Here is a 24,236-nt window from a genome sequence, read left to right as displayed (position 1 = left end):
AAACAAATAAGGATAGCAATTTCTATGCTGTAGAGGAAGCGGATTTTAGTTTCCGTTCTTCATGTGTTCTCGTAACCAGAGGTAGAAATTATTGAAGTCAGGGTGAAGGCGTACAAATACCGTACTTGGGCCGCTTGCCTTCGCTACTGCCATTAGTTTTGCAGGATCGAATTCATAATCCGTTTTTAATACCTGAGCAACGGCTCCTGCCCTTTGAGAATTCATAGCGATATCGTCAGGACCTAATCCTTCAACACTGATAGACAGACCTTGATGTTTTTGAGCTGCTTCAGAGATCTTTCCGATCATAGTCTTTGCAGATTCCTGAACAACTGCTTTGTTTACGGAAGCACCGAACAGGAATTCATTGGTAAGCACTACGGTTACAGCTCCATTTTCAACAGTGATCTGGGAATTTTCTCCTAAAGTTCTTTTAAGGTCGGTTAATACAGCAAAGGAAACTGAATCATGAGCGCTGAAATTCTGACGGATCTCTTTTAATTGTGCCTCTTTGCGTTGTAAGGTCTCCAGTGTTTTCCCGATATTGTTAGTTCTTTCTGTTGAAGCAGAAATAAAATTATTGAGGTTCTTCAAAAGACCTTCATTTGTTTCCCGAAGTTGCTTCATTTGCAAATCCAGGTTTTCAGCCTTGGTTTCAGCAGTAGCCAGTCTTCTTTGGGAAACATAAAGTTCCGTTTGTGTGGAATCCAATTCTTTATTCAGACCATCGATCTGAGCGATCAGGTCGCTTTTACGCTGTCCAAAAGCATTCGTACTTAATACCAGTAAGATAAGTAAAGGGAAAAGGGATCTCATCATTATTACATTAATCGGTTATAATTAAACGGCTGCAAGATATTAATTTTTAACTGTAAACCATGAGGGGAGTATATTTTTAAGAAATAGTGGATTTAAGACATGCTAATCATGATTTTATTATTGATTTTCGAAGACAACCTTGCATGTCCTGTATATTTTTTAAAGCCTTTGATCGTTATGAAAAAGGGATGATCATCTGTATTAAAATGGCGTTTAACGGTATTCTGGGGGTATATGTGCTATTATTTCTTATCTTGTGAAAGGCGATTTGAGTTTAAAATAGATTCATTTCACCAAAACTAAACCCTCTAAACCTGAAACTATGGAGATCAAGTCACGTTTTTTTGACGAGCCTTTTGGGATCAGTCACCGACGTTATAAAATTCTGATTTCAATTGTAATGAGCATTCTGGTTCTGGCTTTCTATGCTGCTTCCTTCGCTGAAGTAAGAATGGCGCATGAAGCACCCTATGGTTTTTTTGAACGTATATTGAACGGATTCGTTCATATGGATTATCAGTACATGGCAATTGGAGTTATACTCATCGCAATTACGGTAGCCTTAAGTACTCGCATTACCGACAGAGTTCTTGGTAGCAGACCTGTAGTTGTAGGTTTTGGGGTTGATGCGGCTAAAGGCGTTATAGAAATCGCTACAAGAAAGCCAACATCAACCACCCTAATAGAAAAAACTTATTCCGCCGACGAGATCGTGATAGGCCTGGGGAATCTTAAATATGGTATTACCGGTTATGTTCATGAATGTCTTATTATAAAGTATGAGGGTATTACGGTAGGGGTGTTGTTCACCGAACATGACATGTGGGATTCAGTGGAGAGTGAATTATTTCGGAAAGCAGTTTACCGCCTGAAACAAATGCCTGTCGCTGCGGCCTTGGCACTACCCTGATTACTTCGATATTTCTCTATTCCATAATTTTAAATGGAGTGTATGGGAAAAAAGTTTTTATATACAATCGGTCTTGCCGGAGTCTTTCTCTTCTTTTTTGCGGCCTTTATTGGATCCGTTACCGTTGAGGATTATAATTCGATATCACAATTGATCAGTGAATCTTATGCACGTAATACTCCGTATAGTATACCGATTCGTCTGTTTGGATACATTCCCGCTGGAATATGTTTCACTTTATTTGCTTTTGGAGTCAGAAGACTCATAAAAGGGAGTTTGTTGGTAAGTATCGGTCTTGCCGGAATCGGGATCTTTTATGGGGTTGCGACGATAATAGCCGGGCTTTTTCCTTGCGATGAAGGTTGTATCTTCGCGACCGGTGCTCCCACATTTTCGAACATGGTTCATAATTTTACAGGAATCATTACCTATTTGTTTACACCGTGTTGTATCCTGATGACCGGTGTAGGTATTCATCATTTATACGGACCGATAAAATTTGTAAGACAAACCTATTTTTTGGGAGTAATGATCATACTTTTTGTGGTAATTCTTACATTTGATTCAGGGTCGGCGTATATCGGACTCTTTCAGAGGGTTGTTGAAGGAGCTTTTCTTTTTTGGATAGTGCTGTGTGCAAAATTTGTTAAAAATAATTAACCTGTATGATCGTAAGGTTTTTTGTCCATTTGCTAATCATTTGTATGCTTACGGTTTTTACTCAGATCGGAGGTGTTTTGTACCTGATCAGTATCCTGATATTTCGGGACCTGCCTCGTAGGTTGCTAACTTTTATGGTTCTTTATCTGATGTCTGTTTTGATAATTGTACCCCAGTTGGCTCCGATTTTTGGAAGAGAACCCATAAAGGTGAATGATGATCTTGTACTCAGGTCTATTGTATACAGGATGCTTAACAGGAATTATGTAACTGAGGAGATGAACAATACATTATTGAATATTTCCGACGAATTTGCACAGAAATATCCGGGAATGAAAGTGGTGTGTCTCGATGCGAACTTTCCTTTCTTTACAGGTTTTCCTCTATTACCGCATCGAAGTCATAATGATGGACGAAAGGTGGATATAGCTTTCATTTACATGCAACCTGATCGTTCTCCTACGAATAAGAAGGTCTCGGTAAGTGGGTATGGCATATTTGAAGGTCCAGCTGAAAACGAAAAAAGTATGCCGTCAAAATGTAGGGCTGCAGGTTACTGGCAATATGGGATAACGCGATACGCAACCTTCGGAACGTGGAATAAAGAACTTTTATTTAATGAAAATTATACCAGAGGGTTGTGCAAAATAATTCTAAAACAGCCAGCACTCCAAAAGATGTTCATCGAGCCCCATTTGAAATCCCGAATGAAACTTTCAGATGCCAAAGTAAGGTTTCATGGTTGCGCTGCCGTACGGCATGATGATCATATCCATATTCAGATCTGAAATTAATCGTGATAAAGTTCTATAGTTGCCAATAATTCATTTTCAAATGAATAGATATCATCTAGACTTTCTATTTCTTTTTTCACAGCAATTTTATCCCGGTCAAAAAGACTGATTTGTTTTTTAGAGCCATCTAGATGTAATCGACAAATAGGTTTACGATTATTGTCGTCTAATAGAATGCCGAAGTAGGATTGAGTGTCTCTATGATGTATTCTGGAAATGGAGACTTTTCTTCTAAGGATAGCTTTTACAATTCTGTAAGCTTCCATCTCTTCTTCGGTGGTTATTATTTTGCTCGGCTCTTCGTTGTTAAGCTCATCTTCAGATAATTGTTGCTCCGTTTCTTTGCTCAAAGCTGAAGTTAAACGATCACTTACTTTATCACTGATCATTTGATTTGCAGCTTTTGTTACCATATCTGTAAATTGTTCAACAACTTTTTCAGTTAATCGGCCTTTATAAACACGATTCGCGAATAATTTTACGAACTCTACAGTTGGGTTGCTCAGTTCGTTATAAATTAGCTTCTTAAGCTCTTTTGTGTATTTCAACGCGCTGGCATTACTTAGTATTTTATTTACGTCGAAATTAGATTTATGAAATTTTGCGACTTCATTTGCAGTACTCTCTTTTAAATTATTAATAGTAAATTCAAGAAATGGTTTGTCATCCATGATGTTGTTTTTTTCAAGATCTGCATAAAATCTGTATTCAATGCCATTTGTTAAAAGTGCAAATCTTGTTTTAGTTACATGGAAATATCTGTGTAATTGTGAATTGTGTACATTTAAATCCTCCATCCATTTTTTGCATTCTATGATTAGGATAGGGAATCCGTTCTCAAAAACAGCAAAATCAACTTTTTCTCCTTTTTTAATACCTAAATCTGCAGTGAACTCAGGTACAACCTCGGTAGGATTAAAAATATCATAACCCAAAAGTTGTATAAAAGGCATTACAAATGCTGTCTTTGTGGCTTCTTCGGTGGTAATTTGGGATTTTAATTCTTCAATTTTGGAAGAAAGTTTTCTTAAGTTGTTTAGGATTTCCATTGGTATAAAATTAGGTTGATATTAATAGTTTTAGCTAAAAATATCATGATCTAATTTTAATTCTATACGGGAAGCCGTAATGAAGTCAAATTGTTTACTATTAATCAATTAGATGATCAGGATCCTGTTTCACCCAGAGACTCTTCTTCGGGAAAAACAAAATCATTGATGGAGAAGTCCAGAATCTCTCCTTTGTGTAGGGTGTCTAAAAGACGAACGATTCCATTATTAAGGCTTTGTTCGGAAGAATACCTTCTGCTGGTTGCCAACACATATCCGTCTTTTGCGATACGGAAGAAATAATGCTTGGAAGAATAGCTCTTTCGGGTAAAGGTAAATGCCTGAACATCGGATCGGATCGCATTGATGATCATCTCGCAATCGGATTTGTTCTTACAGGTTATACTTGTAAAAATAGGGGTCCCTTTTCTCGAAGTATATTCAAATTTAAAATTTCCATTCTCTTGTTTGCTGATTACAAACATCGCCATAAGCAAATCTCTGATTTTGATTGTTAATTAGGAACAGACTGCTAATCTAAAATAAAATAAAGAGAGTTTAAACTTGTTTTTTTTCTCCGAAATACATGGGGGACGATTTAGATCGCTTTACCATAATTTAACCTTTAGGTAGGAATGTGCTCATCATGAGCTTTTGTTTAATAGCTAATTTGCCGGAAATTTAAAAAGTACATGGTTGGGTTTAGCATGCTAAAGCACTCGTTTTTTGAAGGAGTGACTTGCCGGTACTAACTTTTAGGATTATAAACTATATGATGAACAGAAGACGAGTACTTCAACAACTTGGGATCACTGCAGGTTTGGCAGTAATGGGGCCAACCGTAATGGCGACCTGTGTAACTCCTTTACCGGAAGATAAAAAAAGGGTATTGCGAATTGCCAATATCACCGATATCCATATGACCCCCGAAAATGCTGCTCCGGAGCGATTTTTAAAATGCATGGAAGACATTAAGGTACATAAGGTTGATTTTTTTCTGAATGGAGGCGATACGATTATGGCAGCCGATTATGATGACAAGACAAGGGAACAGGTAAATATGCAATGGGATACCTGGCAACGTTTGAGAAAGTCTTTCGATGATTATGAGATGTATGCCTGTCTTGGGAATCATGATATGTGGTGGGCAGCACCTTCTAAAGAAGACCCTATGTATGGGAAACCATTCGCTCAGCAGCAACTCGGCATGCCGGATCGTTATTATAGTTTTCAGAGAAACGGATGGCACTTTATCGTGTTGGATAGTAACAATGCGAATGCAGGATCTCTGGATGAAGAACAGCGCCAATGGCTGGAGAATACCCTTGCTGAGATTCCTGAGAATTCGTCGGTATTAGTGATGTCGCATTATCCCATCCTCGGTGTGAGTACGATCATGCTGGGAGGAAATCATACAGATGGTCTGTATATCACCGATCTGTTTTATAAACATAAGGATAAGCGTATTCATTGTATCAGCGGGCATATGCATTTACTGGATAAGGCGGTTTATAATGACGTCCATTATTTTTGTAATGGATCGATGAGCGGATTCTGGTGGGGTGAAGGAGACGAGAATTCTGCCGGAAAGAATTATTACTACCAGACGCCTCCGGGGTACTGCATTATCGATCTCTACGAAGGCGGAGAGATGGTGAATACCTATTATCCGCATGCGTATTAAATTCCTCAGAAAAAGAGAAAAATGTTGCGTAAAACAAAAAAGCCAGGACTTTCGTCTTGGCTTTTCATAAATAAGTACTCGAGGCGGTGTTGTTTCATTGCACTCACGAGTCCCGTTCGAACTTGGTGAGTATGAAAAGCCATCCCTTCGGGCCATACCTTTTTTATTTTCCTGCGGTTTCGTAAAAGCGCAGCTTTCCCGACCTGCGTAAAACAAAAAAGCCAGGACTTTCGTCTTGGCTTTTCATAAATAAGTACTCGAGGCGGGACTTGAACCCGCACGGACATTGCTGCCCACTGGATTTTAAGTCCAGCGTGTCTACCAATTCCACCACTCGAGCAACTGTCTTTGCTGCATTTAAGTTGTGTCTACCTCCCGATGTTTCGGGACCACCACTTGAGCAACTATTTTTGTTGCAAGTCCGAACTATCTTTGCCTGACGCTTCAGGGATAGGATCGGAGTTTAAAAAAAATACGCAAGTACTGCTTGCGTACGATCGGAGCGAAAAACGGGATTCGAACCCGCGACCTCAACCTTGGCAAGGTTGCGCTCTACCAACTGAGCTATTTTCGCGATTGTAATATGAACATAACATTGACCAGTGATCAATGCGGATGCAAATTTAATACAATTCTCATAATTGCAAAGTATTTTCTAAAAAAGAATCATGAGCACCCTGAAAAATTTAGGTTTTGCAAAAGAGGCTATTGTCGCTTTCTACTGTGAAGCTATTGGTAATGAGTTTATAATGCCTTTTTTTTCACCAACATCCTTTTGATTTCATTCAGCTTCATCAGCGCTTCAACCGGGGTGAGTGTATCGATGTCTGTGTGAAGGATCTCATCACGGATCTCTTCGAGTAAAGGATCGTCCAGATTAAAGAAACTGAGTTGCATTTCATCCTGGGCAGCTTTGAGGTTATCGGTGAGTTCTTCTCTTCCGTGTGATTTTTCGAGTTTGCTGAGTATTTTATTGGCTTTACTGATCACAGCTGATGGCATCCCGGCCATTCTAGCCACGTGAATACCGAAACTGTGTTCGCTGCCTCCGGGAATCAGTTTTCGGAGAAATAGTACATTGTCTTTAAGCTCTTTGATCGAAACATTGAAATTCTTAATGCGGTCAAAGGTTTCGGTCATTTCATTCAGTTCGTGGTAATGAGTGGCGAACAAAGTTTTGGCTTTACTCGGGTGCTCATGTAGATATTCGGCGATCGCCCAGGCGATGGAAATACCATCATAAGTACTGGTTCCTCTGCCGATCTCATCAAGCAATACCAGGCTTCGTTCCGAAATATTATTAAGAATACTTGCCGTTTCGTTCATTTCAACCATAAATGTCGATTCACCCATTGAAATATTATCGCTGGCACCGACCCTGGTAAAGATCTTATCGACGATACCGATTCTCGCAGATTCCGCAGGAACGAAACATCCCATTTGGGCCATGAGTGTGATAAGAGCAGTTTGCCGCAGAATCGCAGATTTACCACTCATATTCGGGCCAGTGATCATGATGATTTGTTGTTCTTCCCGATTCAGAGTAATGTCATTGGCTATATAAGGTTCGCCGGGTGGTAATTGTTTTTCGATGACAGGATGTCTCCCGTTAACGATCTCGAGGTCATGAGTTTCATCGAGTTCCGGTTTGATGTAGCTGTTGCTGGTGGCCAGTTCAGCGAAGCCACACAGACAATCGAGTTGTGCGATCAGACCGGCATTTTGTTGTACCGGAGCGATATATTCGTGCATCCAAACAACCAGTTGATTGAATAGCTGAAGCTCCAGGGTGCCTATCTTTTCTTCGGCTCCGAGGATCTTGGTTTCATATTCTTTGAGTTCTTCGGTGATGTAGCGTTCTGCATTGACCAGAGTTTGCTTTCGTATCCAGTTTTCGGGTACTTTATCTTTATGGGTGTTACGGACCTCGATGTAATATCCGAAAACGTTGTTACTTGCGATCTTAAGGGAAGAGATTCCGGTGCGTTCCATTTCTCTTTCCAGCATTGCATCCAGATAGTCTTTACCGGAAAAGGCGATATTTCGGAGTTCATCCAGGTCTTTGGAATAGCCTTGGGCGATCACATTTCCTTTGGCGATATTCACCGGCGCTTCCGGATTGATCATTTGACCGATTCTTTCACGGAGCAGGCTGCATTCCTGAAGTTTGTCACCGATGACCTTCAGACTCTGATTATCACTTTCTGCAGACGCTTTTTTTAAGGGTATAATGGCATCCAGCGATTCTTTTAGCAGGACGACTTCCCTCGGATTGATCTTCCCGGTAGCCACCTTGGAGATCAGGCGTTCGATATCACTGATCCTTTTGATCTGTGTTTGAAAAGCGTGATGCAGGGATGCGTTGTTTTTCAGATAGGCGACGATCTCATGTCGTTGTCGGATCTTGTCAATGCTTTTCAGGGGGAGTGCCAGCCATCTTTTTAGCAGGCGTCCGCCCATAGGAGAGATCGTTTTGTCGATCACGTCGAGTAAAGTGACCGCTCCTGATTGGTTAGCGTAATAAAGTTCGAGATTTCGGATGGTAAATCGATCCATCCAGACATATTCATCTTCAGCAATACGACTTATCGTATTGATGTGTTCCAGTTGTTTGTGCTGGGTTTCGGAAAGATAGTGCAGGATAGCTCCGGCAGCTATGATTCCTTCGGTTAGATGGTCGATACCAAAACCTTTCAGTGAAGAGGTTTTGAAATGTTTATTCAGAAGTTCATGGGTGTAATCCTCCTGGAATACCCAGTCTTCCATATAGAAACAATGTAGCTCCTTTCCGAATCGGGCAGTGAATTCGGTCTTGTATTTTTTTGAGATCAGTACTTCACTAGGGTGGAAGTTCTGAAGTAATTTATCGATATACTCTTCATTTCCTTTGGCGGTAAGGTACTCTCCTGTTGATACATCAAGAAAGGAAATACCCAGTTGCTTCTTTTCAAAATGCAGGGCGCAAAGGAAATTATTTGATTTGGCATTCAAAATATCGTCATTGAGTGCTACGCCGGGGGTTACCAGTTCGGTTACTCCTCTTTTGACGATTGTTTTGGTTTGTTTAGGGTCTTCAAGCTGGTCACAAATGGCAACACGTTCTCCTGCCTTTACCAGTTTTGGAAGGTAGGTGTGGAGCGAGTGATGAGGAAATCCAGCGAGTTCGGTACGATCACTTCCGTTATTCCGATGCGTAAGTACAATACCCAGGATCTTTGCGGTACGAACAGCATCTTCTCCAAAGGTTTCATAAAAATCGCCAACGCGGAACAGCAATAGTGCATCAGGGTATTTAGCCTTGATGGTGTTATACTGTTTCATTAACGGGGTCTCTTTTTTACTGCTGGATCCTGCCAAAACGCTCAATTTTTAGTAATCACGAAAATATGACTTTTTAAGGGGAGGCACGAAGCGTTTCCTCTTTCTTTATAAACAAATAATGTTGAAAATTCCGCTTTTAAGGCCATCAGGCTTTACCCTTCGAAGGATGCTCCTTATTTTTGTCGGAAAATTACCGGGATGAGAAAACTAAAGAACAGTGAATTGAACAGAATCGGCGTGGAAGCTTTTAAAGAAAGTGATAAAATGCCACTGACCATCATTCTTGATGATATTCGCAGTCTTAATAATATCGGTTCTGTATTTCGTTCTTCCGATGCCTTCCTTGTCGAGAAGATCATCCTTTGCGGAATCACTGCCAGACCACCTCATAAGGATATACAAAAAACCGCCTTGGGTGCTACTGAGAGTGTGCATTGGGAGTATGCGCAGGATTGTCTTGGGGTGATTAAAAGATTGAAGGAAGACGGTGTGATCACCGTAGCGATCGAACAGGCGGAAGGTGCCGTAATGCTTGATGCCTTTCGTCCTGAAAAAGGTCAGTCTTATGCTTTTGTGTTGGGAAATGAAGTTAAAGGGGTGAGTCAAAAGGTGGTTTCTGCCTGTGATGCCGTCGTAGAGATCCCACAATTCGGTACGAAGCATTCTTTAAATATCGCCGTGACCACCGGGATTGTGATTTGGGATTTTTATAATAAAACAAAAAATAGCTAAATCGCTGATCCTGCGAAGCAAAAAGCGATGCGAAGCGAATGACAATGCGAAGCGAAAGACAATGCGAAGCGAGCCCGAAATAAAACTTATAAGAGCAATGCGACCCGAAGGGGAGCGAGCAGTAAGGTCACTCAAGGGAGTTTTGTGCCAGCAAAACAAACCGCGACACTAGAGAACTGATCGCGCCAGCGATCAGGATCGACACTAAGTACCGTCAGGTACACGTCACTTCGAAGGACTAAAATTGTTTTTGAAGTCGTACCCCTATCGCTGCATTTTTATTCTCCTTGGCATAGTCTGCAGTGATCAAAAGGTGGATCGGCACGAAATCATTTTGAAACAGCATGTCGAACCCTCCTGAAAGTACATTGGCCGGTCCGGTATAAGGCTCTCCCTGTAGACCGTAATTTTTGCGGTAACTCATAACGGCTTTAAATGGGAATTCTCCGAATTTACCTGCCATACCGAAATGATGTACCATAATGTGATTGTTTATGATGCCATTTCCGTTCGGATCTTCAGTGAAGAATGGGTTCCCGACAACGCGATTGTGGAAGGTCCATCCTGAGGTGAACGGAGAGTGATTAAAATAATTATCTGCTTTGTCACCGGAGGTTCCGTTATAGCCTTGGCTTTTGGTGTAATAGAATTCATAGATAAAACTTCTCCAGAAACTGTGCCGGTCATCCAGGTTCTTTAGGTAAATACCATAGCGTCCGTCGGGAAAGTTCTGACCGATGGAATTAACCTGTTCCAGGTAGTAGTTATAAAAGAATTCAAGAGAAGTATCTCTCCAGGATTTTCTGTATTTCATAATGATGAGGCCCATTTGGTTCCAGTCACCCTGGGTTTCCGATTTGCTTCCCCATCTTCCTATGCGGTCTTTCCCCATAACTGCAGAGGTGTAGTCCAGAAATCCCTTTCCAAAGCTCCCTTTTACTGGCCATCCGCCATCCCATTGTACCACATGTTGCAAGCCTAGTTCAATGGTATTCTCGTAGTTTACGTTATAGATGAAGTTAACGCTTTTGGAATGTACCCGGGTGTTTTTAACACCGCGATCATCATCCATAACATAGTCAGCCCAGTCTGCCTCAATCCACAGTCGTTCATCTTTATCTAAAGGAAGGGGTTCGCGGGTATAGAATCGCAGTCCCGGCATCGGTCTTGCGTTATTGGTCCAAATGAAATTGGTATTAACAGTCGCGATACCATCATAGTTTTCTTTTGGTTGTGTCTTTCCAGCTTCAACACCGAACCAGAAGTTTTGGTATCTGATATAATAATGATCTGCTCTAACGGAAGGGTCACCGCCTTCTGCACCCATAATTCCGGCGCCGGCTTCAAGGATCGCCCAGCGATCGAGAATGTGATTTACCTTCACCGAGGCAAGAGCCATGGTGTTGGTGGTCTTTTCCATTCTTCCGAAAGTGTTGGTGTAAGTCCAGAAAGGTAGTTCTTCATCAGTACCATACAGAGCGGTAGCTTCGACCTCTCCGGTCAAGGTAGTACGTTGTGCGTATGTGAAACAAACACATAACATAAACCCAAGCAGGGCAAGCCAGGTTTTACAGTTCATGGTTAGCAGGTTAATTTTTTAAATTATATTTTTACAAGCTTTGAGGGCTTTATCAGTAATTTCGGTTTTTAGGGCACCAAGATATAAATAAATAAGATAGGTACGAAACCATATGTTTTTTTCATCCAAATTTAATCTAACAGACCTTTTTGATAACTTCATTGATATCCACTGTCATTTATTGCCAGGTATCGATGATGGAGCCACAGATACAAAGGTCTCGATGGCTATGGTGGATGCCTATCTAGAAATGGGAATCTCCGCTGCCTATTGTACTCCTCATATTATGGAGGACCACTATAATCTTAACGCTGAAATCATCCATTCCGTATATGATGAACTGAAAAACAATCTGATGCAAGGGAAGAGCTCTTTCAGAATACGCCCTGCAGCTGAACATATGACTGATCCGGCCTTTGAGCAGCTGGTTAATTCGGGTAAAGTTTTACCTCATATCGATAATATCGTGTTGATAGAAACCGGTTTTATGGCAAAACCATTGGGGTTAGAGGAATTGCTTTTTAAAATGCGAAACAAGGATTATCTGCCCCTGCTCGCTCATCCTGAGCGCTATGGCTATATCGATAGTCTTGATGAGTATATCGAACTAAAGAACCGTGGATGTCTGTTTCAACTTAATTGTTTGTCATTGCAGGGGTATTATGGAAAATATGAACAGCAGAAGGCTGTGCAGTTACTTAAAAACGGACTTATAGATTTTGTTGCTACAGATGCTCATAATCCAAGACATTTGCAACTGATCAGTTCTATCCGTCTTTCAAAAAATCTTTTGAAACCGCTGGAAGTTGCGATCGCACAAACCAACGAAACCTTCACTTTTTAAAAAAAATAAATTCACTGGATCGGCTATTGCTATTAGCGGGATTTGGAGATAAAAAAAGGGATTCGATGTATCGAATCCCGGGTAAATATATTAAGTAAAGTTAGCTAGTTTCTCTGTTATTATTCTGGTACTAATTAAAAGAACCTTATTGGAAAAACCAAAAAAAAACTTAAAAAACCGGGATTATTGATTTTTATCTCGAAAATCATGTATTTTATCGATAATTAAATGATAGTCTTCTAAATTTTTTACAAAGTCAATATCTGAAATATCGATGATCAATGGATTCATGTCGGGCTGGGATCTGATAAAATTATAATAGGCCGTATTGATCTTGTTCAGGTAATCCGGAGCGATCTGCTGTTCGTAACTTCTCCCACGTTTCCGGATGTTTTCGAGCAGTCTGGTTGTATTTTGAAATAAATAAACATAAATGTCAGGTTTGAGCACCTCTTTATACATGATGTTGAATAATCTTCTGTAAAGACGGTATTCTTCCGACTGTAAGGTGACTCCGGCGAATATCAGGGATTTGTTGATATCATAATCGCTCACCATGAAATTGGAAAATAAATCCGTTCTCGCAGTATCAGAGGTAAATTGCTGATAACGTTCTGCCAGAAATGACATTTCCAGAGGGAATGCATAACGGTCCTGATCCTTGTAAAAGTTAGGTAGAAACGGATTGTCTGCGAATTGTTCTAGGATCAGTTTTCCCTGGAAATCCTGGGAAAGCATATTGGCCAGTGTGGTCTTCCCTGCACCGATATTTCCTTCGATGGCTATATAATTTATTCCGCGAAAATCCCTTTTGCCCTTTAGGAGCTGGTAGGGGGTGAGCTTTAATTCACTATGGTCGGAACATTCTTTTAACAGGGCTTCCATAGTTTGGTGTAAAACAGGATGAATCATATCTGCCCCGATACTTGCAAGTGGTTGTAGTACAAAACGTCTTTTATGCAAAGCCGGATGCGGTACCTGTAGCAGGGAGTTGTCAATGATCAGGTCATTATAGAACAACATGTCCAGATCGATGGTTCTCGCCTGATACCCTTCCTGATCCCCCCGAACCCTGCCAAGTTTTTTTTCGATTTCAAGCAATAAAAGCATCAGGTCCTCCGGACTCAAATCGGTTTGTAATAAAAGACAGGCATTTAGGAAATCATCACTGTCAAATCCCCACGGCGGCGTTTGATAGATCGGAGAAACGGCCAGCACTTTACCTGCCGATTCATTTAGCATTTCGGTTGCGCTTTGCAATTGTTCAAGGCGATTTCCCTTATTGCTCCCTAATGATATATAAGCCCTGTTCTGAATTTCCATAATTGATGCAAAGTAACTAAAAGAAATCTACAAAAGTTTATCTTTGTTATCTGTCAGTATGTAGGAATGTGTACGGATTATGCCTTAAATTGCTGATGATAAGACAAAAATTTACGTGAATGAAATTCTTAAGAAATTTATTAGCCTCAATCCTGGGATCAATGATCGCATTTGGAATAATGTTTATGTTCCTTCTGATCCTGGTTGCATTGGCGGGAAGTACCGATGCCGTTAAGCCGGTATCGAAAAATACGGTACTTCAGATCGCTTTCGATATGCCTGTGAATGATTATGGAGGTAAATTCCGATATACGGATCTTCAATATGAATTTGAAGGATATAACGGACTCAATAATATTCTCAGAGCCATTGAAAAGGCAAAAACTGATACTAATATCAAGGGGATCAGTATTCAGAGTACATTGCTATCTACAGGTGCCGCTTCTGTAAGAGCGATACGAAATGCACTTAGTGATTTTAAGGAGTCCGGTAAGTTCGTGTATGCTTATGGGGATCTCTTTTTGCAGAAAAATTATTATTTGGCATCGGTGGCTGATACGATCTTCCTGAACCCGAAAGGGGAAATGGATTTTCGCGGACTCTCTTCGGAAGTGCTTTTTTATAAAGACCTCCAGGAAAAGACAGGAGTTAAGATGGAAGTGATTCGTCACGGTAAATATAAAAGCGCCGTGGAGCCTTATCTCAACCAGAATATGAGTAAGGAGAACCGGGAACAAATCACCGAATTGCTTGAGTCGGTTTGGGGTACATATCTTACGGATATCTCAGAAAATCGCGGAATAAGCGTTGAGAAACTTGATGGTTTTGCTGATGAACTGGCTGCCCGCACCCCGGCGTTAGCCTTGGAGAATAATTTTGTGGATGTCCTGGGTTATTTTGATGAATATGCTGAAATGATCCGAAAAAAGGTCGGTTTATCGTCCACGGAAGATTTAAATTTTATCTCAATACGGGATTATTCGGAAGTGGTTGCAAGAACTGCAAGATCAGGAGGCAGTAACCGTATTGCAGTGGTTTATGCTCAGGGAGAGATCGGTTATGGGAAAGGAAGTGAAAGCTATATCGGACAGGAAATCATGCATAAGGCATTGAAAAATGCAAGAGAGGATGATCGTGTGAAAGCAGTGGTGGTTCGTATTAATTCGCCAGGGGGAATCGCCCTGACCTCAGATATAATCTGGAGAGAAATGGAAATCACCAAAAAAGAAAAACCGTTGATCGTTTCGATGGGAGACTATGCCGCTTCAGGAGGTTATTATATGGCCGCAGCCGGTCAGCATATCTTCGCAGAACCAAATACGATCACAGGATCAATCGGGGTATTCGCAACGATACCTAACGTTAGTGAGCTGGCGGAAAAATGGGGCATCAATGCTGAACAGGTCAATACCAATAAGAATTCAACCGCCTACAGCCTATTTGAACCTGCAGATGAATCCTTCAAGGAATTTTTAAAAGAACAGATCGAAGAATTTTATCAGGATTTTATAACGCTGGTCGCCAATGCAAGAGGTATGGAGGTAGCAGCTGTTGATTCCATTGCCCAAGGGAGGGTTTGGACAGGAAATCAGGCTAAAGCAAATGGACTGGTCGATGAGATCGGCGGATTGAAGGATGCAATAGCCTATGCAGCCAGTGAAGCTGGTGTTTCCGATTATACCGTTAATGATTATCCGGTCTACGAAACCAGTCTCGAGGAATTGCTGAAAGGACTTAGTGGTTTTGGTTTTATGGAGAGCCGGGAAGATCTTATCAAGGAAGAATTAGGAGAGGAATTCTACGGTTTAATGCAGCGGGTTAAGACGGCTGTTTCTCAACGCGGACTTCAGGCTAGAATGCCTTTCGAGATTAATATCAAGTAATTCATGACAGTTTCTCAGAAAAAAAATGCATTCCGTATATATCTGTATCTCGGGGCCTTGTTTATAACCTCCCTGGTTGTTTCAAACCTGATATTCCAGAAGTTCTTTTACTGGCACCCTTTCGGGGATGTTAAGATCTTCGGAGTAGGACTTTTTGTGATCTCAGTAGGAATACTGCCTTATCCGATAACGTTCCTGATCACTGACCTTATCTCAGAGATCTACGGTAAGAAAAAGGCAAATCAGGTCGTTACTGCAGGGATCTTTGCTTCCTTGTTCTCGATGACGATCATTCTGGTGGCGAATCATGCTCCCGCTACTGTAGATTCTCCGGTGGATGATCAGCTTTTTCATAAGGTTTTTGCGCTTAGCCCGGTGGCCGTGCTGGCTTCGATGATCGCGTATCTTTTTGCTCAATATATCGATATCAGCATTTATCATTTCTGGAAGCGTGTTACTAAAGGAAAATATCTATGGGTGCGAAACAACTTTTCAACGTTCACTTCACAATTCATCGATACATTTACAGTGGTGCTTTTACTCTGCATCTTTGAGGTACTTCCCTGGTCGATGTTCTTCGGTTTGGTGGTCAGCGGATTTGCCTTTAAGTTGATGATCGCCGTACTGGATACCCCGTTTCTGTATATTTCCGTTTATATCATGCGTAGATATTTTGGATTGGAACAAGGCGAAGAGATCCGTTTGGATATCTGATCGTCGATTTTAACGCTATAATAACAAAATCTGCCTTTTAAAATCTTAATTTCATGTGTTTAAACTTAACCATTTGCCCAAATTGATATGAAGAAATTTCTTAAAATATTCCTAGGTATCATAGCATTTTTCCTCGTTTTGATACTGGTGCTACCGATCTTTTTTGAGGGGACTATTGTTGAACAGATCAGGAAGCTTGTCAATAAGAATATCAATGCTAAGTTTGATTTTGAAAATGCTGATCTGAGTTTTTTGAGTAGCTTTCCGAATATTGGCCTGGATATGGACAAAGTCGCTTTGGTCAACAATGCTCCGTTTGAAGGAGATACCCTTTTCTATGCAGATAATCTACATCTTTCGCTTCCTGTAGGCACACTCTTTGGAGGTGACGCAATAACCGTGAATACCATTTCAGTGGATAAAGCTTCTGTCAATGTTCTGGTAAATGGCGAAGGAAAGACAAACTATGATATAGCACTGGATACTGATACTGCTGCCGTGGAATCCGAATCCTCAGATAGCAACTTTAAACTCGACCTGAAATCCTATAGTATCAAAGACAGTCGTATACGCTATAAGGATGATTCTTCAGGAATTGAATTACTTCTGGAAGCTTTCAATCATAAAGGGGAAGGGGATCTTTCACTTCAGCAATCAACCCTACGTACGGAATCCAATACATTGGTGTCGGTCATTATGGATAGTACCGTATATCTGAACCGGAATTCAATTTCCCTCGATGCCGATCTGGGAATTGATCTGGCTACACAGAAATATATCTTTCAGGAAAATACAGCGACAATAAATCAGTTGCCGCTCATTTTTGACGGTTATGTGCAAATGCTTGAGGAAGGGCAGGATGTACAACTTACTTTCAGTACACCTGATTCAGATTTTCGAAATTTCCTCGCATTGATCCCGGAGAAATATTCCGGAAATATCGAGGGAGTTAAAACGACCGGTGAACTTAGCGTAAAAGGGGAAGTGAAAGGTAAAGTGACGGAAAAAACAATACCGCATTTCGAAGTGTTATTGGCCTCTGAACAAGCCTCTTTTAAATATCCCGACCTTCCAAAGACCGTGGAGGATATCACATTCAGAACGCGAATTTATAATGATTCAGGTATTACTGAAGATACAAGAGTAGATCTCGATACCCTTCATTTTAAGATTGCAGGAGATGAATTTGGTGCCAGAGCATCGGTTGCAGAATTAATGGGGAATACCAAAGTGGATGCACTTTTGAAAGGAGCGCTGAATCTTAAAAATGTTTCTGATGCGGTACCTGCAGAAATGGTGTCCGGACTGGAAGGAAGGATCAATATGGATGTGCGTACGGCTTTCGATTCAAAAGCGATCGAAGAAGGAAGGTATGCAGATACAAAGACGTCCGGTTCTATGCAGTTCAACGGGGTGTCTTTCTCATCAGCCATGATGCCAGAACCTGTAAATCTGGAGCAGGGAAATGTAGTGTTCGATCAGCGTGAATTGCGCGTGAACGATCTGAGTCTGAAGACCGGAAAGACAGATTTGGAAGGAAATGGTGTATTCCAGGATTACTTGCAAGCTTTTCTGAGTGACCAGCAATTGAAGGGCGAATTCAATCTTTCGTCGAATGAAGTATATCTGGCCGACCTGATGACCAGTGAAGAATCTGTGACAGATTCTACTGTTGCTGAAACCGGCGATAATAGCTTTAAAATCCCTGCTTTTCTGGACCTGAATCTCAATGGAAAGGTTGGGAAATTACATTATGATAATATCGTTTTGCAGCAGGTAAATACTTCGTTGAAGGTTGCTGACGAAACTGTAAAACTGGAAAAATTTGAAGCGAACGTCTTTAACGGAAAAATAAATCTGGAGGGTAATGTGTCGACGAAGGCGGATACGCCGGACTTTGATCTCGGATTGAATATTTCCTCTTTCGATATTGCGCAGTCATTCGCCTCTATGGATCTTTTGAATGCACTGGCGCCGGTTTTCGGATCGATTAAGGGAGATCTGAACTCAACGATTCGTCTGTCAGGTCAGTTAAGTGAAGCACTTACACCGATATTGTCGGGAATTTCTGGAAAGGCAGATGCAGAAGTTAATGCGAAAGGTATTGAAGGAGGGCAATCTAACCTGTTGTCGACTTTCGATAGTAAAGTGGCTTTTGTTGATTTGAATCAATGGTTGAACAGAACGATCAAAACGAACTTTAGTTTTGAGAACGGAAGAGTTAAGATAGCACCTTTCACAGTTAAGAATAAAGATGTAAGCGTAACTATCGCAGGAGATCACGGCTTTGATGGCTCCTTGCATTATAACGCCGTATTTGATGTGCCGGCATCCTATCTGGGGAATGATGTTCAGAAACTTTTGAGTAATCTGGGAGATAGTGGTAAGGATATTACTGTACCGGTTACCGCGGTAATCGGAGGAACCATGAAGTCGCCTCAGATCAGTACCGATATGGAATCTACGGTTACAAAACTGAGCCAGGAACTCGTAAGCCAACAGAAGGATCAGCTGGTTTCAAAAGGTAAAGAGGAAGTGAATAAAGCTTTAAATGATCTGATAAAGTCAGGATCGAAAGATTCTGATACGACCAAAACCGAAACCACAGAAAAATCTTCCGTGGAGAAGGTAGCAAAGGATGTATTGGGAAATCTCTTTAAAAAGAAAAAGGATACCGTTAATTAAAGTTTTCGTTGATCTCGGTGTCGAGAATTGTTTTCTTGACATCGTTGAGGTAACTTCTTCCGATGGTATACCGCATACCATTAATGCCAAGACTGTTGCCTTCTATCATTTCGACCTTGTCGATCGAGATCGTATAAGAACGGTGGATTCTTAAAAATTTATCGGAAGGAAGTTCGTCGGTAAAACTGCTCAAAGTCTGATGTACGATGAACTTTCCTTTGTCTGTTATAATCTTTATGTAATCTTTAAGGCTTTCGATCACAGAGATTTCACTGAAATAGATCTTTTGCAATTTTTTCTTATCCACCTTGATGAAAAGGAAATCTTTGTCTGATGTTTCTTCCTTTAACCCTTTATTATCCACAAGTTTGAAGGCTTTGTTTACTGCCATGACGAAACGGTGGAAGGGTATGGGTTTGACCAGGTAATCGAGTACATCGAGTTCGTAGCCTTTGATGGCATATTCAACATGAGCAGTTGTCAGAATAATCATTGGGCGTTCTGCCGGATTCAGACTTTGAACGAAGTTGAGTCCGTCGAGTAATGGCATATTGATATCCAGAAAAATGATGTCAACATGGTTCTCTTCCAGGAACTTTATACAGGCTACCGCGCTGTTAAACGTTTCGACTAACTCAAGTTTTCCGAGTTCCGATACGTATTTTTTTATCACATTTACCGCTAATGGCTCATCATCTACAATTATGCACTTTAGTTTCATGTTATTTTGAGTTTAAGTTCCACGATATACCTGTTGTTATCGATGTAATTTTTTAATTCGTATTCTTCGGGTTTGTAGCCCAATGCCAGTCTTTTCCTTGCATTTTCTATACCGATACCCCCCGAATTATTGACACGGTGTTTACTGTTGGTTTCCTGTGGCATGGTGTTGGAAACTCTGAAATGCAGGTAGTCTCCATCGATGATGAAATCGATGTCGATGAAGATCCTTCCCAAGCTTTTGTCTGCTCCATGCTTAAAACAGTTCTCTATAAAGGTTATGAGTAACATGGGAGGAACGGTACGGTCTTCAATATCACCGGTTATGTTCATGTTTATGGTTACCATTTCGCCATATCTGATCCGTTGCAGATCGAGGTAGTTCTGAATGCACATGATCTCCTGAATCAGACTTTGATAACGGTCTTTTGTCTCGTATAGCAGATAGCGCATCAGCTCTGATAGTTTTAAAATGGTTTCCGGAGCCTTATCAGACTTTTCTATACTCAGTGAATAAATGTTGTTGAGCGTATTAAAGAAAAAATGAGGTGATACCTGTGTTCTAAGAAAGCGGAGTTCTGTCTCCATTTGCGTCTTTTCCAGTAAGCTGGCTCTTTTATTTTCCCTTGCCCAGTCAATAGTGATCTTTATGGCAGTTACGAAGGAAACTACATAGATCTCACCCAGCATCATGGTTACGAGATAATTTGGGGTTAGGGTCGAGGTGACACCCGGGCCTTCAGGCCATACATTGTGATTGATAAGGGCATAGGTAAGCAGGTATTTTATATAGACCATGGTAAAGATTCCTGCTATCAGTAAAACACTGAAAGTTATAAACTTGCGCTTATATACAAAACGCGGCATCAGGAAATAGATCGTATAATAGCTAAGGATGATATGTATCGGGAATCCGACAAGGTTACTTTTCAGAGAATACACGTAATCCTGATAGTAATTTCCCCATCTTAGCGTATTGAAAATAAAATAGATCAACCACATCAAAAAGTGGTGCCAGAAATGGATGCGGTAAATTCCGCCCACCTGGTACTTTAGGGAATTTCCAAACAAATTCATTAGCGTGGTTGGTTAATTTAGCGGTGAGGTTAGCTTTGGTGTTTAGCTTTTCACAGCTGTTGTTGGTCTAAAAATTATTAATGAATTGCCTAAAAATATGAATATTTATTTCAAATTGACAAATATTATTTCTGACATGCGAACCGCGATGTCTCGTATCAGGAAAAATGTAGGAATGAATAAATTGTTGAGAATAGTAAGTTTTAATCCCGGTTGTATGCCGATCGGATCTGCCATGACGACCGCCGTTTTTTTAGTGCTCTTCATGGGCACATTACAACTATGTGCCCAGCAGATGCCGGAGGTTTATATAGCTCCAAAACTAAGTGTTCCTGTGGAGATCGATGGTGAGGCGGAGCATTTGTGGGATGCTATACCTTTTACAAAGGATTTTACGGATATCGAAGGAGATAAGGTTCCCCGATATCAAACTCGTATGAAGATGGCCTGGGATGATCAGTATCTGTATTTCTATGCCGAACTTCAGGAACCACATGTGTGGGGTACGTTACATCAGCGAGACACCATCATCTTTTACAATAATGATTTTGAAATTTTCATCGATCCGGATGGCGACACCCATAATTATATGGAGTTCGAAATGAACGCACTGAATACGGTGTGGGATCTGTGGCTCGTAAAACCTTATCGGGCCGGCGGACCCATTATCGATAACTGGGACATAAAAGGTTTGAAAACCGCAGTATCGGTGCAAGGTACGATCAATGATCCGGGCGATGTGGATAAAGGCTGGACTCTTGAAGTTGCGATGCCATGGAGTGCCCTTCTGGAATCGGATCCCACCGGTAAGATTCCGGTTGATCGATTTTACCGGATCAATTTTTCCAGAGTCAACTGGGATCATGAGATCGATGGTAAAAAATATAGCCGTAAGAAGGATGAAAACGGGAAGTATCTTCGCGAATATAACTGGGTCTGGTCACCTCAGGGAGTGATCAATATGCATGAACCTGAGCATTGGGGGTATGTTTATTTTTCGGAAAATCCGGAAAATGATAAGGATGTGACTCCCGACGTTGATGAAGTGCTCAAACGGAAACTCTATGAACTATGGAGAAAGCAACATCGCTTACATCGTGGAAAGCAGCAGGAGACTCCTGAAACCATAGCAATAGAAGGAAAAACTATGCAGGCTCATGTAGTGGATCATAAAGCGGGCTGGTACCTGTGGGTCGAAAGTCCGTTCTCACAAAAGACTATGATCATCGATCAGGATGGAAAGTATACCGAAAACAAATGAATAATATGAAGAATTACCTCAAACTACTAGTACTGGTGTCGTTGATGACAGTGGCATGTAAACAGAATCAGGAAACCTCAGAACCATCGATGGCAGAAGACATTTCTGTTGAAGAGAATGACTCCTTTAAATTTTGGGTATGGACCGGAGCTAACAAGGAAAAGACCGATGAGGACTATACTGCGGAGTTTAAGAAATATGCAGCCAGTGGGATCGAAGCGGTGTTGATCAATACGAATACCGATCCGGAATTGCTGGCTCACATAACACCTCTTGCGAAAGCGGAAGGATTGGAGGTGCATGCATGGATCATGGCGATGAACAGGCCTGGGGATTCTGTTGCTTTACAGCATCCAGATTGGTATACTGTAAGCAGAGACGGGAAATCATGTTTTGATACAAGGCCTTATGTAGATTATTATCAGTGGCTATGTCCTACCCGAAAAGAGTCCAGAGAACATGTGCTTTCTCTTGTTGAAGGTTTGTCGAAAGTTGAAGGGATCAGTACGGTTCATCTCGATTACATTCGTTTTTGTGATATATTCCTTCCGATTGGTCTACTTCCGAAGTATGATCTGGAACAGAATGTTGAACTTCCTGAGTTCGATTTTTGTTATTGTGATGTTTGTGTGGATACCTTCGAGAAATTACATCATAAGAATCCAAGAGAAATGGAGCATCCTGAATTGGATATTGAATGGAAACAGTTCCGTCTGAATCAGATCAGAGCGGTCGTTAATGATGCTTATAAGATCGTACATGAGAATGGGAAGCAACTTTCAGCAGCAGTATTTCCTTATCCGGAAATGGCCGATCACATGGTAAGACAACGTTGGGATAAATGGGATATCGATATGGTATTACCGATGATCTATCATAATTTCTATAACGAAGAGATCGATTGGATCGGTTATGCTACAAAGCAGGGAGTGACGGATCTTAAAGATAAGGATACGGAATTGCATACCGGTGTTTTTGTACCTTCGCTAACACCTGAAGAATTAAAGCAGGCTATTTTAGAAGCAAAAAACAATGGTGCTAAAGGGGTTTCTTTCTTTGACGGAGGCGCATTAAAACCGGAGCATCTTGAAGTGATAAAAAATATGGAGCTTTAAAACTTCAAAAAAAACATTGTTATGGAAAGAAGGAAATTTATAAAGAACACAGCGTGGGGAACCCTTGCTCTTGGTAGTTTACAGGCATGTGCTGACAATGGAGTCGGGGTACCGGTAAATGTAAAAAGAGGAGCGAATGTATTAATCTCCACCTGGAATCATGGACTGGCGGCCAATGAGGAAGCATGGAAAGTGATGGGAGAAGGAAAGAGTGCTCTGGATGCAGTTGAAGCCGGAGTGCGTATAACCGAAGCCGACCCCAAGGTGTCGAGTGTGGGATATGGAGGTTTTCCGGATCGTGATGGGGTCGTGACTCTTGATGCCTGTATAATGGATCATAAAAGTAATGCCGGATCAGTGGCTTTTCTACAAGATATCATGCACCCTGTTTCAGTAGCTCGAAAGGTCATGGAAGATACACCACATGTTATGCTTGTTGGAGAAGGTGCTCGCGAGTTTGCCTTGAATTCAGGTTTTGAAGCTCAGAACCTTTTAACGCCGGAAGCCGAAAAGGCCTATAAGAAATGGCTGGAGACCGCAGATTATAAACCCGTGATCAATATTGAAAATCACGATACGATCAGTATGCTGGCACTGGATGCGGAGGGTAATTTGTCAGGAGCTTGTACAACTTCAGGTGCTGCCTGGAAAATGCATGGTAGAGTGGGAGATTCACCTTTGATCGGTGCGGGATTGTTTGTAGACAATGAAGTAGGGGGTGCTGCAGCAACAGGCTTGGGAGAAGCGATTATAAAAACAGCCGGAAGTGCAATGGTGGTAGAATTGATGCGTCAGGGAAAATCTCCACAGGAAGCTTGTGAGGAAATCGTTGAACGGATCCATAATATTTATAAAGACCTGCCGGATCTTGAGTATTTGCAGGTTGGCTTTATCGCACTTAGTAAATCCGGAGAAACAGGCAGCTATTGTCTGAGACCTGGATTTAATTATGCGGTTTGTAACGAAACAGAAGGAAATCGTCTGATCGATGCCGGTTTCAAGATGCAGTAAAGATTTATAATCTTTTATTGAGGATTTTGTAACAGATCCTTTTCCCATTGGAGAA

Annotated in this window: 20 protein-coding genes and 2 tRNA genes; 12 read left to right on the top strand and 10 right to left on the bottom strand. The window is 41.2% G+C overall.

Annotated elements, in window-relative coordinates:
• Window positions 1–45 precede the first annotated feature (45 nt).
• Entirely contained in the window at window positions 46–819 is a 774-nt protein-coding gene (locus tag DMZ48_RS08085; RefSeq protein WP_143954615.1) for an OmpA family protein, read from the bottom strand.
• Window positions 820–1,141: 322 nt separating this feature from the next.
• Between DMZ48_RS08085 and DMZ48_RS08080 the strand changes: the two genes are divergently transcribed.
• Genes DMZ48_RS08080 through DMZ48_RS08070 form a run of 3 tightly spaced genes read left to right on the top strand, consistent with a single transcriptional unit; the run spans window position 1,142 to window position 3,177 of the window.
• Entirely contained in the window at window positions 1,142–1,729 is a 588-nt protein-coding gene (locus DMZ48_RS08080; protein ID WP_143954614.1) for a hypothetical protein, read from the top strand.
• 42 nt (window positions 1,730–1,771) lie between these two features.
• Entirely contained in the window at window positions 1,772–2,389 is a 618-nt protein-coding gene (locus DMZ48_RS08075) for a DUF998 domain-containing protein (protein ID WP_162558684.1), read from the top strand.
• A 44-nt stretch (window positions 2,390–2,433) separates the two neighbouring features.
• Entirely contained in the window at window positions 2,434–3,177 is a 744-nt protein-coding gene (locus tag DMZ48_RS08070) for a hypothetical protein (RefSeq protein WP_242009154.1), read from the top strand.
• Window positions 3,178–3,179: 2 nt separating this feature from the next.
• Here DMZ48_RS08070 and DMZ48_RS08065 read toward each other — a convergent pair whose 3' ends face one another.
• Window positions 3,180–4,232, bottom strand: a complete 1,053-nt coding sequence (locus DMZ48_RS08065) for a type I restriction endonuclease (RefSeq protein ID WP_143954611.1) — start codon at window positions 4,230–4,232, stop codon at window positions 3,180–3,182.
• A gap of 116 nt (window positions 4,233–4,348) precedes the next feature.
• Window positions 4,349–4,723, bottom strand: coding sequence for a YegP family protein (locus DMZ48_RS08060; protein WP_143954610.1), 375 nt, complete (start codon window positions 4,721–4,723; stop codon window positions 4,349–4,351).
• A gap of 281 nt (window positions 4,724–5,004) precedes the next feature.
• On the opposite strand from DMZ48_RS08060, the gene DMZ48_RS08055 reads away from it, so the two are divergent.
• The gene (locus DMZ48_RS08055) at window positions 5,005–5,916 is read left to right on the top strand and encodes a metallophosphoesterase family protein (RefSeq protein ID WP_242009153.1); all 912 of its coding nucleotides are present in this window, start codon (window positions 5,005–5,007) and stop codon (window positions 5,914–5,916) included.
• Window positions 5,917–6,170: 254 nt separating this feature from the next.
• On the opposite strand, the gene DMZ48_RS08050 is transcribed toward DMZ48_RS08055, so the two are convergent.
• From DMZ48_RS08050 to mutS, 3 genes are all read right to left on the bottom strand, one after another.
• Window positions 6,171–6,256 (bottom strand) — tRNA-Leu (locus DMZ48_RS08050).
• A gap of 161 nt (window positions 6,257–6,417) precedes the next feature.
• Window positions 6,418–6,490: transfer RNA gene (locus tag DMZ48_RS08045), tRNA-Gly, on the bottom strand.
• Window positions 6,491–6,660: 170 nt separating this feature from the next.
• A complete protein-coding gene (mutS, locus tag DMZ48_RS08040) occupies window positions 6,661–9,237 on the bottom strand; it encodes a DNA mismatch repair protein MutS (protein ID WP_143954609.1) in 2,577 nt (858 codons plus the stop codon).
• A 198-nt stretch (window positions 9,238–9,435) separates the two neighbouring features.
• Between mutS and DMZ48_RS08035 the strand changes: the two genes are divergently transcribed.
• Entirely contained in the window at window positions 9,436–9,969 is a 534-nt protein-coding gene (locus DMZ48_RS08035; protein WP_143954608.1) for an RNA methyltransferase, read from the top strand.
• A gap of 238 nt (window positions 9,970–10,207) precedes the next feature.
• On the opposite strand, the gene DMZ48_RS08030 is transcribed toward DMZ48_RS08035, so the two are convergent.
• A complete protein-coding gene (locus tag DMZ48_RS08030; protein ID WP_143954607.1) occupies window positions 10,208–11,548 on the bottom strand; it encodes a capsule assembly Wzi family protein in 1,341 nt (446 codons plus the stop codon).
• Between the two features lie 112 nt (window positions 11,549–11,660).
• Between DMZ48_RS08030 and DMZ48_RS08025 the strand changes: the two genes are divergently transcribed.
• Window positions 11,661–12,392, top strand: a complete 732-nt coding sequence (locus tag DMZ48_RS08025) for a tyrosine-protein phosphatase (protein WP_143954606.1) — start codon at window positions 11,661–11,663, stop codon at window positions 12,390–12,392.
• Between the two features lie 183 nt (window positions 12,393–12,575).
• On the opposite strand, the gene folK is transcribed toward DMZ48_RS08025, so the two are convergent.
• A complete protein-coding gene (gene folK, locus DMZ48_RS08020; protein WP_143954605.1) occupies window positions 12,576–13,715 on the bottom strand; it encodes a 2-amino-4-hydroxy-6-hydroxymethyldihydropteridine diphosphokinase in 1,140 nt (379 codons plus the stop codon).
• Between the two features lie 119 nt (window positions 13,716–13,834).
• Here folK and sppA point away from each other — a divergent pair, with 119 nt between their 5' ends.
• The 3 genes from sppA (at window position 13,835) to DMZ48_RS08005 (ending at window position 18,997) form a co-directional block, all read left to right on the top strand.
• A complete protein-coding gene (sppA, locus tag DMZ48_RS08015; protein WP_143954604.1) occupies window positions 13,835–15,598 on the top strand; it encodes a signal peptide peptidase SppA in 1,764 nt (587 codons plus the stop codon).
• Window positions 15,599–15,601: 3 nt separating this feature from the next.
• Window positions 15,602–16,312, top strand: coding sequence for a queuosine precursor transporter (locus DMZ48_RS08010; protein WP_143954603.1), 711 nt, complete (start codon window positions 15,602–15,604; stop codon window positions 16,310–16,312).
• Window positions 16,313–16,399: 87 nt separating this feature from the next.
• A complete protein-coding gene (locus DMZ48_RS08005; RefSeq protein ID WP_143954602.1) occupies window positions 16,400–18,997 on the top strand; it encodes an AsmA family protein in 2,598 nt (865 codons plus the stop codon).
• On the opposite strand, the gene DMZ48_RS08000 is transcribed toward DMZ48_RS08005, so the two are convergent.
• Together DMZ48_RS08000 and DMZ48_RS07995 are read right to left on the bottom strand one after the other, a co-directional pair.
• Window positions 18,990–19,718: a LytR/AlgR family response regulator transcription factor gene (locus DMZ48_RS08000; RefSeq protein ID WP_143954601.1), complete on the bottom strand. Its 729-nt coding sequence runs from the start codon at window positions 19,716–19,718 to the stop codon at window positions 18,990–18,992. The genes DMZ48_RS08005 and DMZ48_RS08000 overlap by 8 nt on opposite strands.
• Window positions 19,715–20,794: a sensor histidine kinase gene (locus DMZ48_RS07995; protein WP_143954600.1), complete on the bottom strand. Its 1,080-nt coding sequence runs from the start codon at window positions 20,792–20,794 to the stop codon at window positions 19,715–19,717. The genes DMZ48_RS08000 and DMZ48_RS07995 overlap by 4 nt, the downstream gene beginning before the upstream one ends.
• Before the next feature lie 175 nt (window positions 20,795–20,969).
• Here DMZ48_RS07995 and DMZ48_RS07990 point away from each other — a divergent pair, with 175 nt between their 5' ends.
• The 3 genes from DMZ48_RS07990 to DMZ48_RS07980 are packed head-to-tail and all read left to right on the top strand — an operon-like array spanning window position 20,970 to window position 24,181.
• Window positions 20,970–22,055 carry a carbohydrate-binding family 9-like protein gene (locus DMZ48_RS07990; protein WP_242009152.1) on the top strand — a complete coding sequence of 362 codons (1,086 nt, stop codon included), beginning with the start codon at window positions 20,970–20,972 and terminating at the stop codon, window positions 22,053–22,055.
• A 5-nt stretch (window positions 22,056–22,060) separates the two neighbouring features.
• Entirely contained in the window at window positions 22,061–23,170 is a 1,110-nt protein-coding gene (locus tag DMZ48_RS07985) for a putative glycoside hydrolase (RefSeq protein WP_143954599.1), read from the top strand.
• A gap of 21 nt (window positions 23,171–23,191) precedes the next feature.
• Window positions 23,192–24,181: an isoaspartyl peptidase/L-asparaginase family protein gene (locus DMZ48_RS07980; protein WP_143954598.1), complete on the top strand. Its 990-nt coding sequence runs from the start codon at window positions 23,192–23,194 to the stop codon at window positions 24,179–24,181.
• Window positions 24,182–24,236 lie beyond the last annotated feature (55 nt).

This window comes from Robertkochia solimangrovi (assembly GCF_007279655.1).
Taxonomy (GTDB): Bacteria; Bacteroidota; Bacteroidia; order Flavobacteriales; family Flavobacteriaceae; genus Robertkochia; species Robertkochia solimangrovi.
The sequence above is the reverse complement of the archived record's forward strand: the minus strand, read 5'-3'. Positions and strand labels throughout refer to the sequence as shown.

Coding starts and splice junctions, on each gene's coding strand:
- DMZ48_RS07985 (WP_143954599.1), top strand. CDS start 22,061: ATGAAGAATTACCTCAAACTACTAGTACTGGTGTCGTTGATGACAGTG.
- DMZ48_RS08085 (WP_143954615.1), bottom strand. CDS start 819: ATGATGAGATCCCTTTTCCCTTTACTTATCTTACTGGTATTAAGTACG.
- DMZ48_RS08060 (WP_143954610.1), bottom strand. CDS start 4,723: ATGGCGATGTTTGTAATCAGCAAACAAGAGAATGGAAATTTTAAATTT.
- DMZ48_RS08010 (WP_143954603.1), top strand. CDS start 15,602: ATGACAGTTTCTCAGAAAAAAAATGCATTCCGTATATATCTGTATCTC.
- DMZ48_RS07995 (WP_143954600.1), bottom strand. CDS start 20,794: ATGAATTTGTTTGGAAATTCCCTAAAGTACCAGGTGGGCGGAATTTAC.
- sppA (WP_143954604.1), top strand. CDS start 13,835: ATGAAATTCTTAAGAAATTTATTAGCCTCAATCCTGGGATCAATGATC.
- folK (WP_143954605.1), bottom strand. CDS start 13,715: ATGGAAATTCAGAACAGGGCTTATATATCATTAGGGAGCAATAAGGGA.
- DMZ48_RS08005 (WP_143954602.1), top strand. CDS start 16,400: ATGAAGAAATTTCTTAAAATATTCCTAGGTATCATAGCATTTTTCCTC.
- mutS (WP_143954609.1), bottom strand. CDS start 9,237: ATGAAACAGTATAACACCATCAAGGCTAAATACCCTGATGCACTATTG.
- DMZ48_RS08070 (WP_242009154.1), top strand. CDS start 2,434: ATGCTTACGGTTTTTACTCAGATCGGAGGTGTTTTGTACCTGATCAGT.
- DMZ48_RS08075 (WP_162558684.1), top strand. CDS start 1,772: ATGGGAAAAAAGTTTTTATATACAATCGGTCTTGCCGGAGTCTTTCTC.
- DMZ48_RS08055 (WP_242009153.1), top strand. CDS start 5,005: ATGATGAACAGAAGACGAGTACTTCAACAACTTGGGATCACTGCAGGT.
- DMZ48_RS08035 (WP_143954608.1), top strand. CDS start 9,436: ATGAGAAAACTAAAGAACAGTGAATTGAACAGAATCGGCGTGGAAGCT.
- DMZ48_RS08080 (WP_143954614.1), top strand. CDS start 1,142: ATGGAGATCAAGTCACGTTTTTTTGACGAGCCTTTTGGGATCAGTCAC.
- DMZ48_RS08030 (WP_143954607.1), bottom strand. CDS start 11,548: ATGAACTGTAAAACCTGGCTTGCCCTGCTTGGGTTTATGTTATGTGTT.
- DMZ48_RS08065 (WP_143954611.1), bottom strand. CDS start 4,232: ATGGAAATCCTAAACAACTTAAGAAAACTTTCTTCCAAAATTGAAGAA.
- DMZ48_RS08000 (WP_143954601.1), bottom strand. CDS start 19,718: ATGAAACTAAAGTGCATAATTGTAGATGATGAGCCATTAGCGGTAAAT.
- DMZ48_RS07980 (WP_143954598.1), top strand. CDS start 23,192: ATGGAAAGAAGGAAATTTATAAAGAACACAGCGTGGGGAACCCTTGCT.
- DMZ48_RS08025 (WP_143954606.1), top strand. CDS start 11,661: ATGTTTTTTTCATCCAAATTTAATCTAACAGACCTTTTTGATAACTTC.
- DMZ48_RS07990 (WP_242009152.1), top strand. CDS start 20,970: ATGAATAAATTGTTGAGAATAGTAAGTTTTAATCCCGGTTGTATGCCG.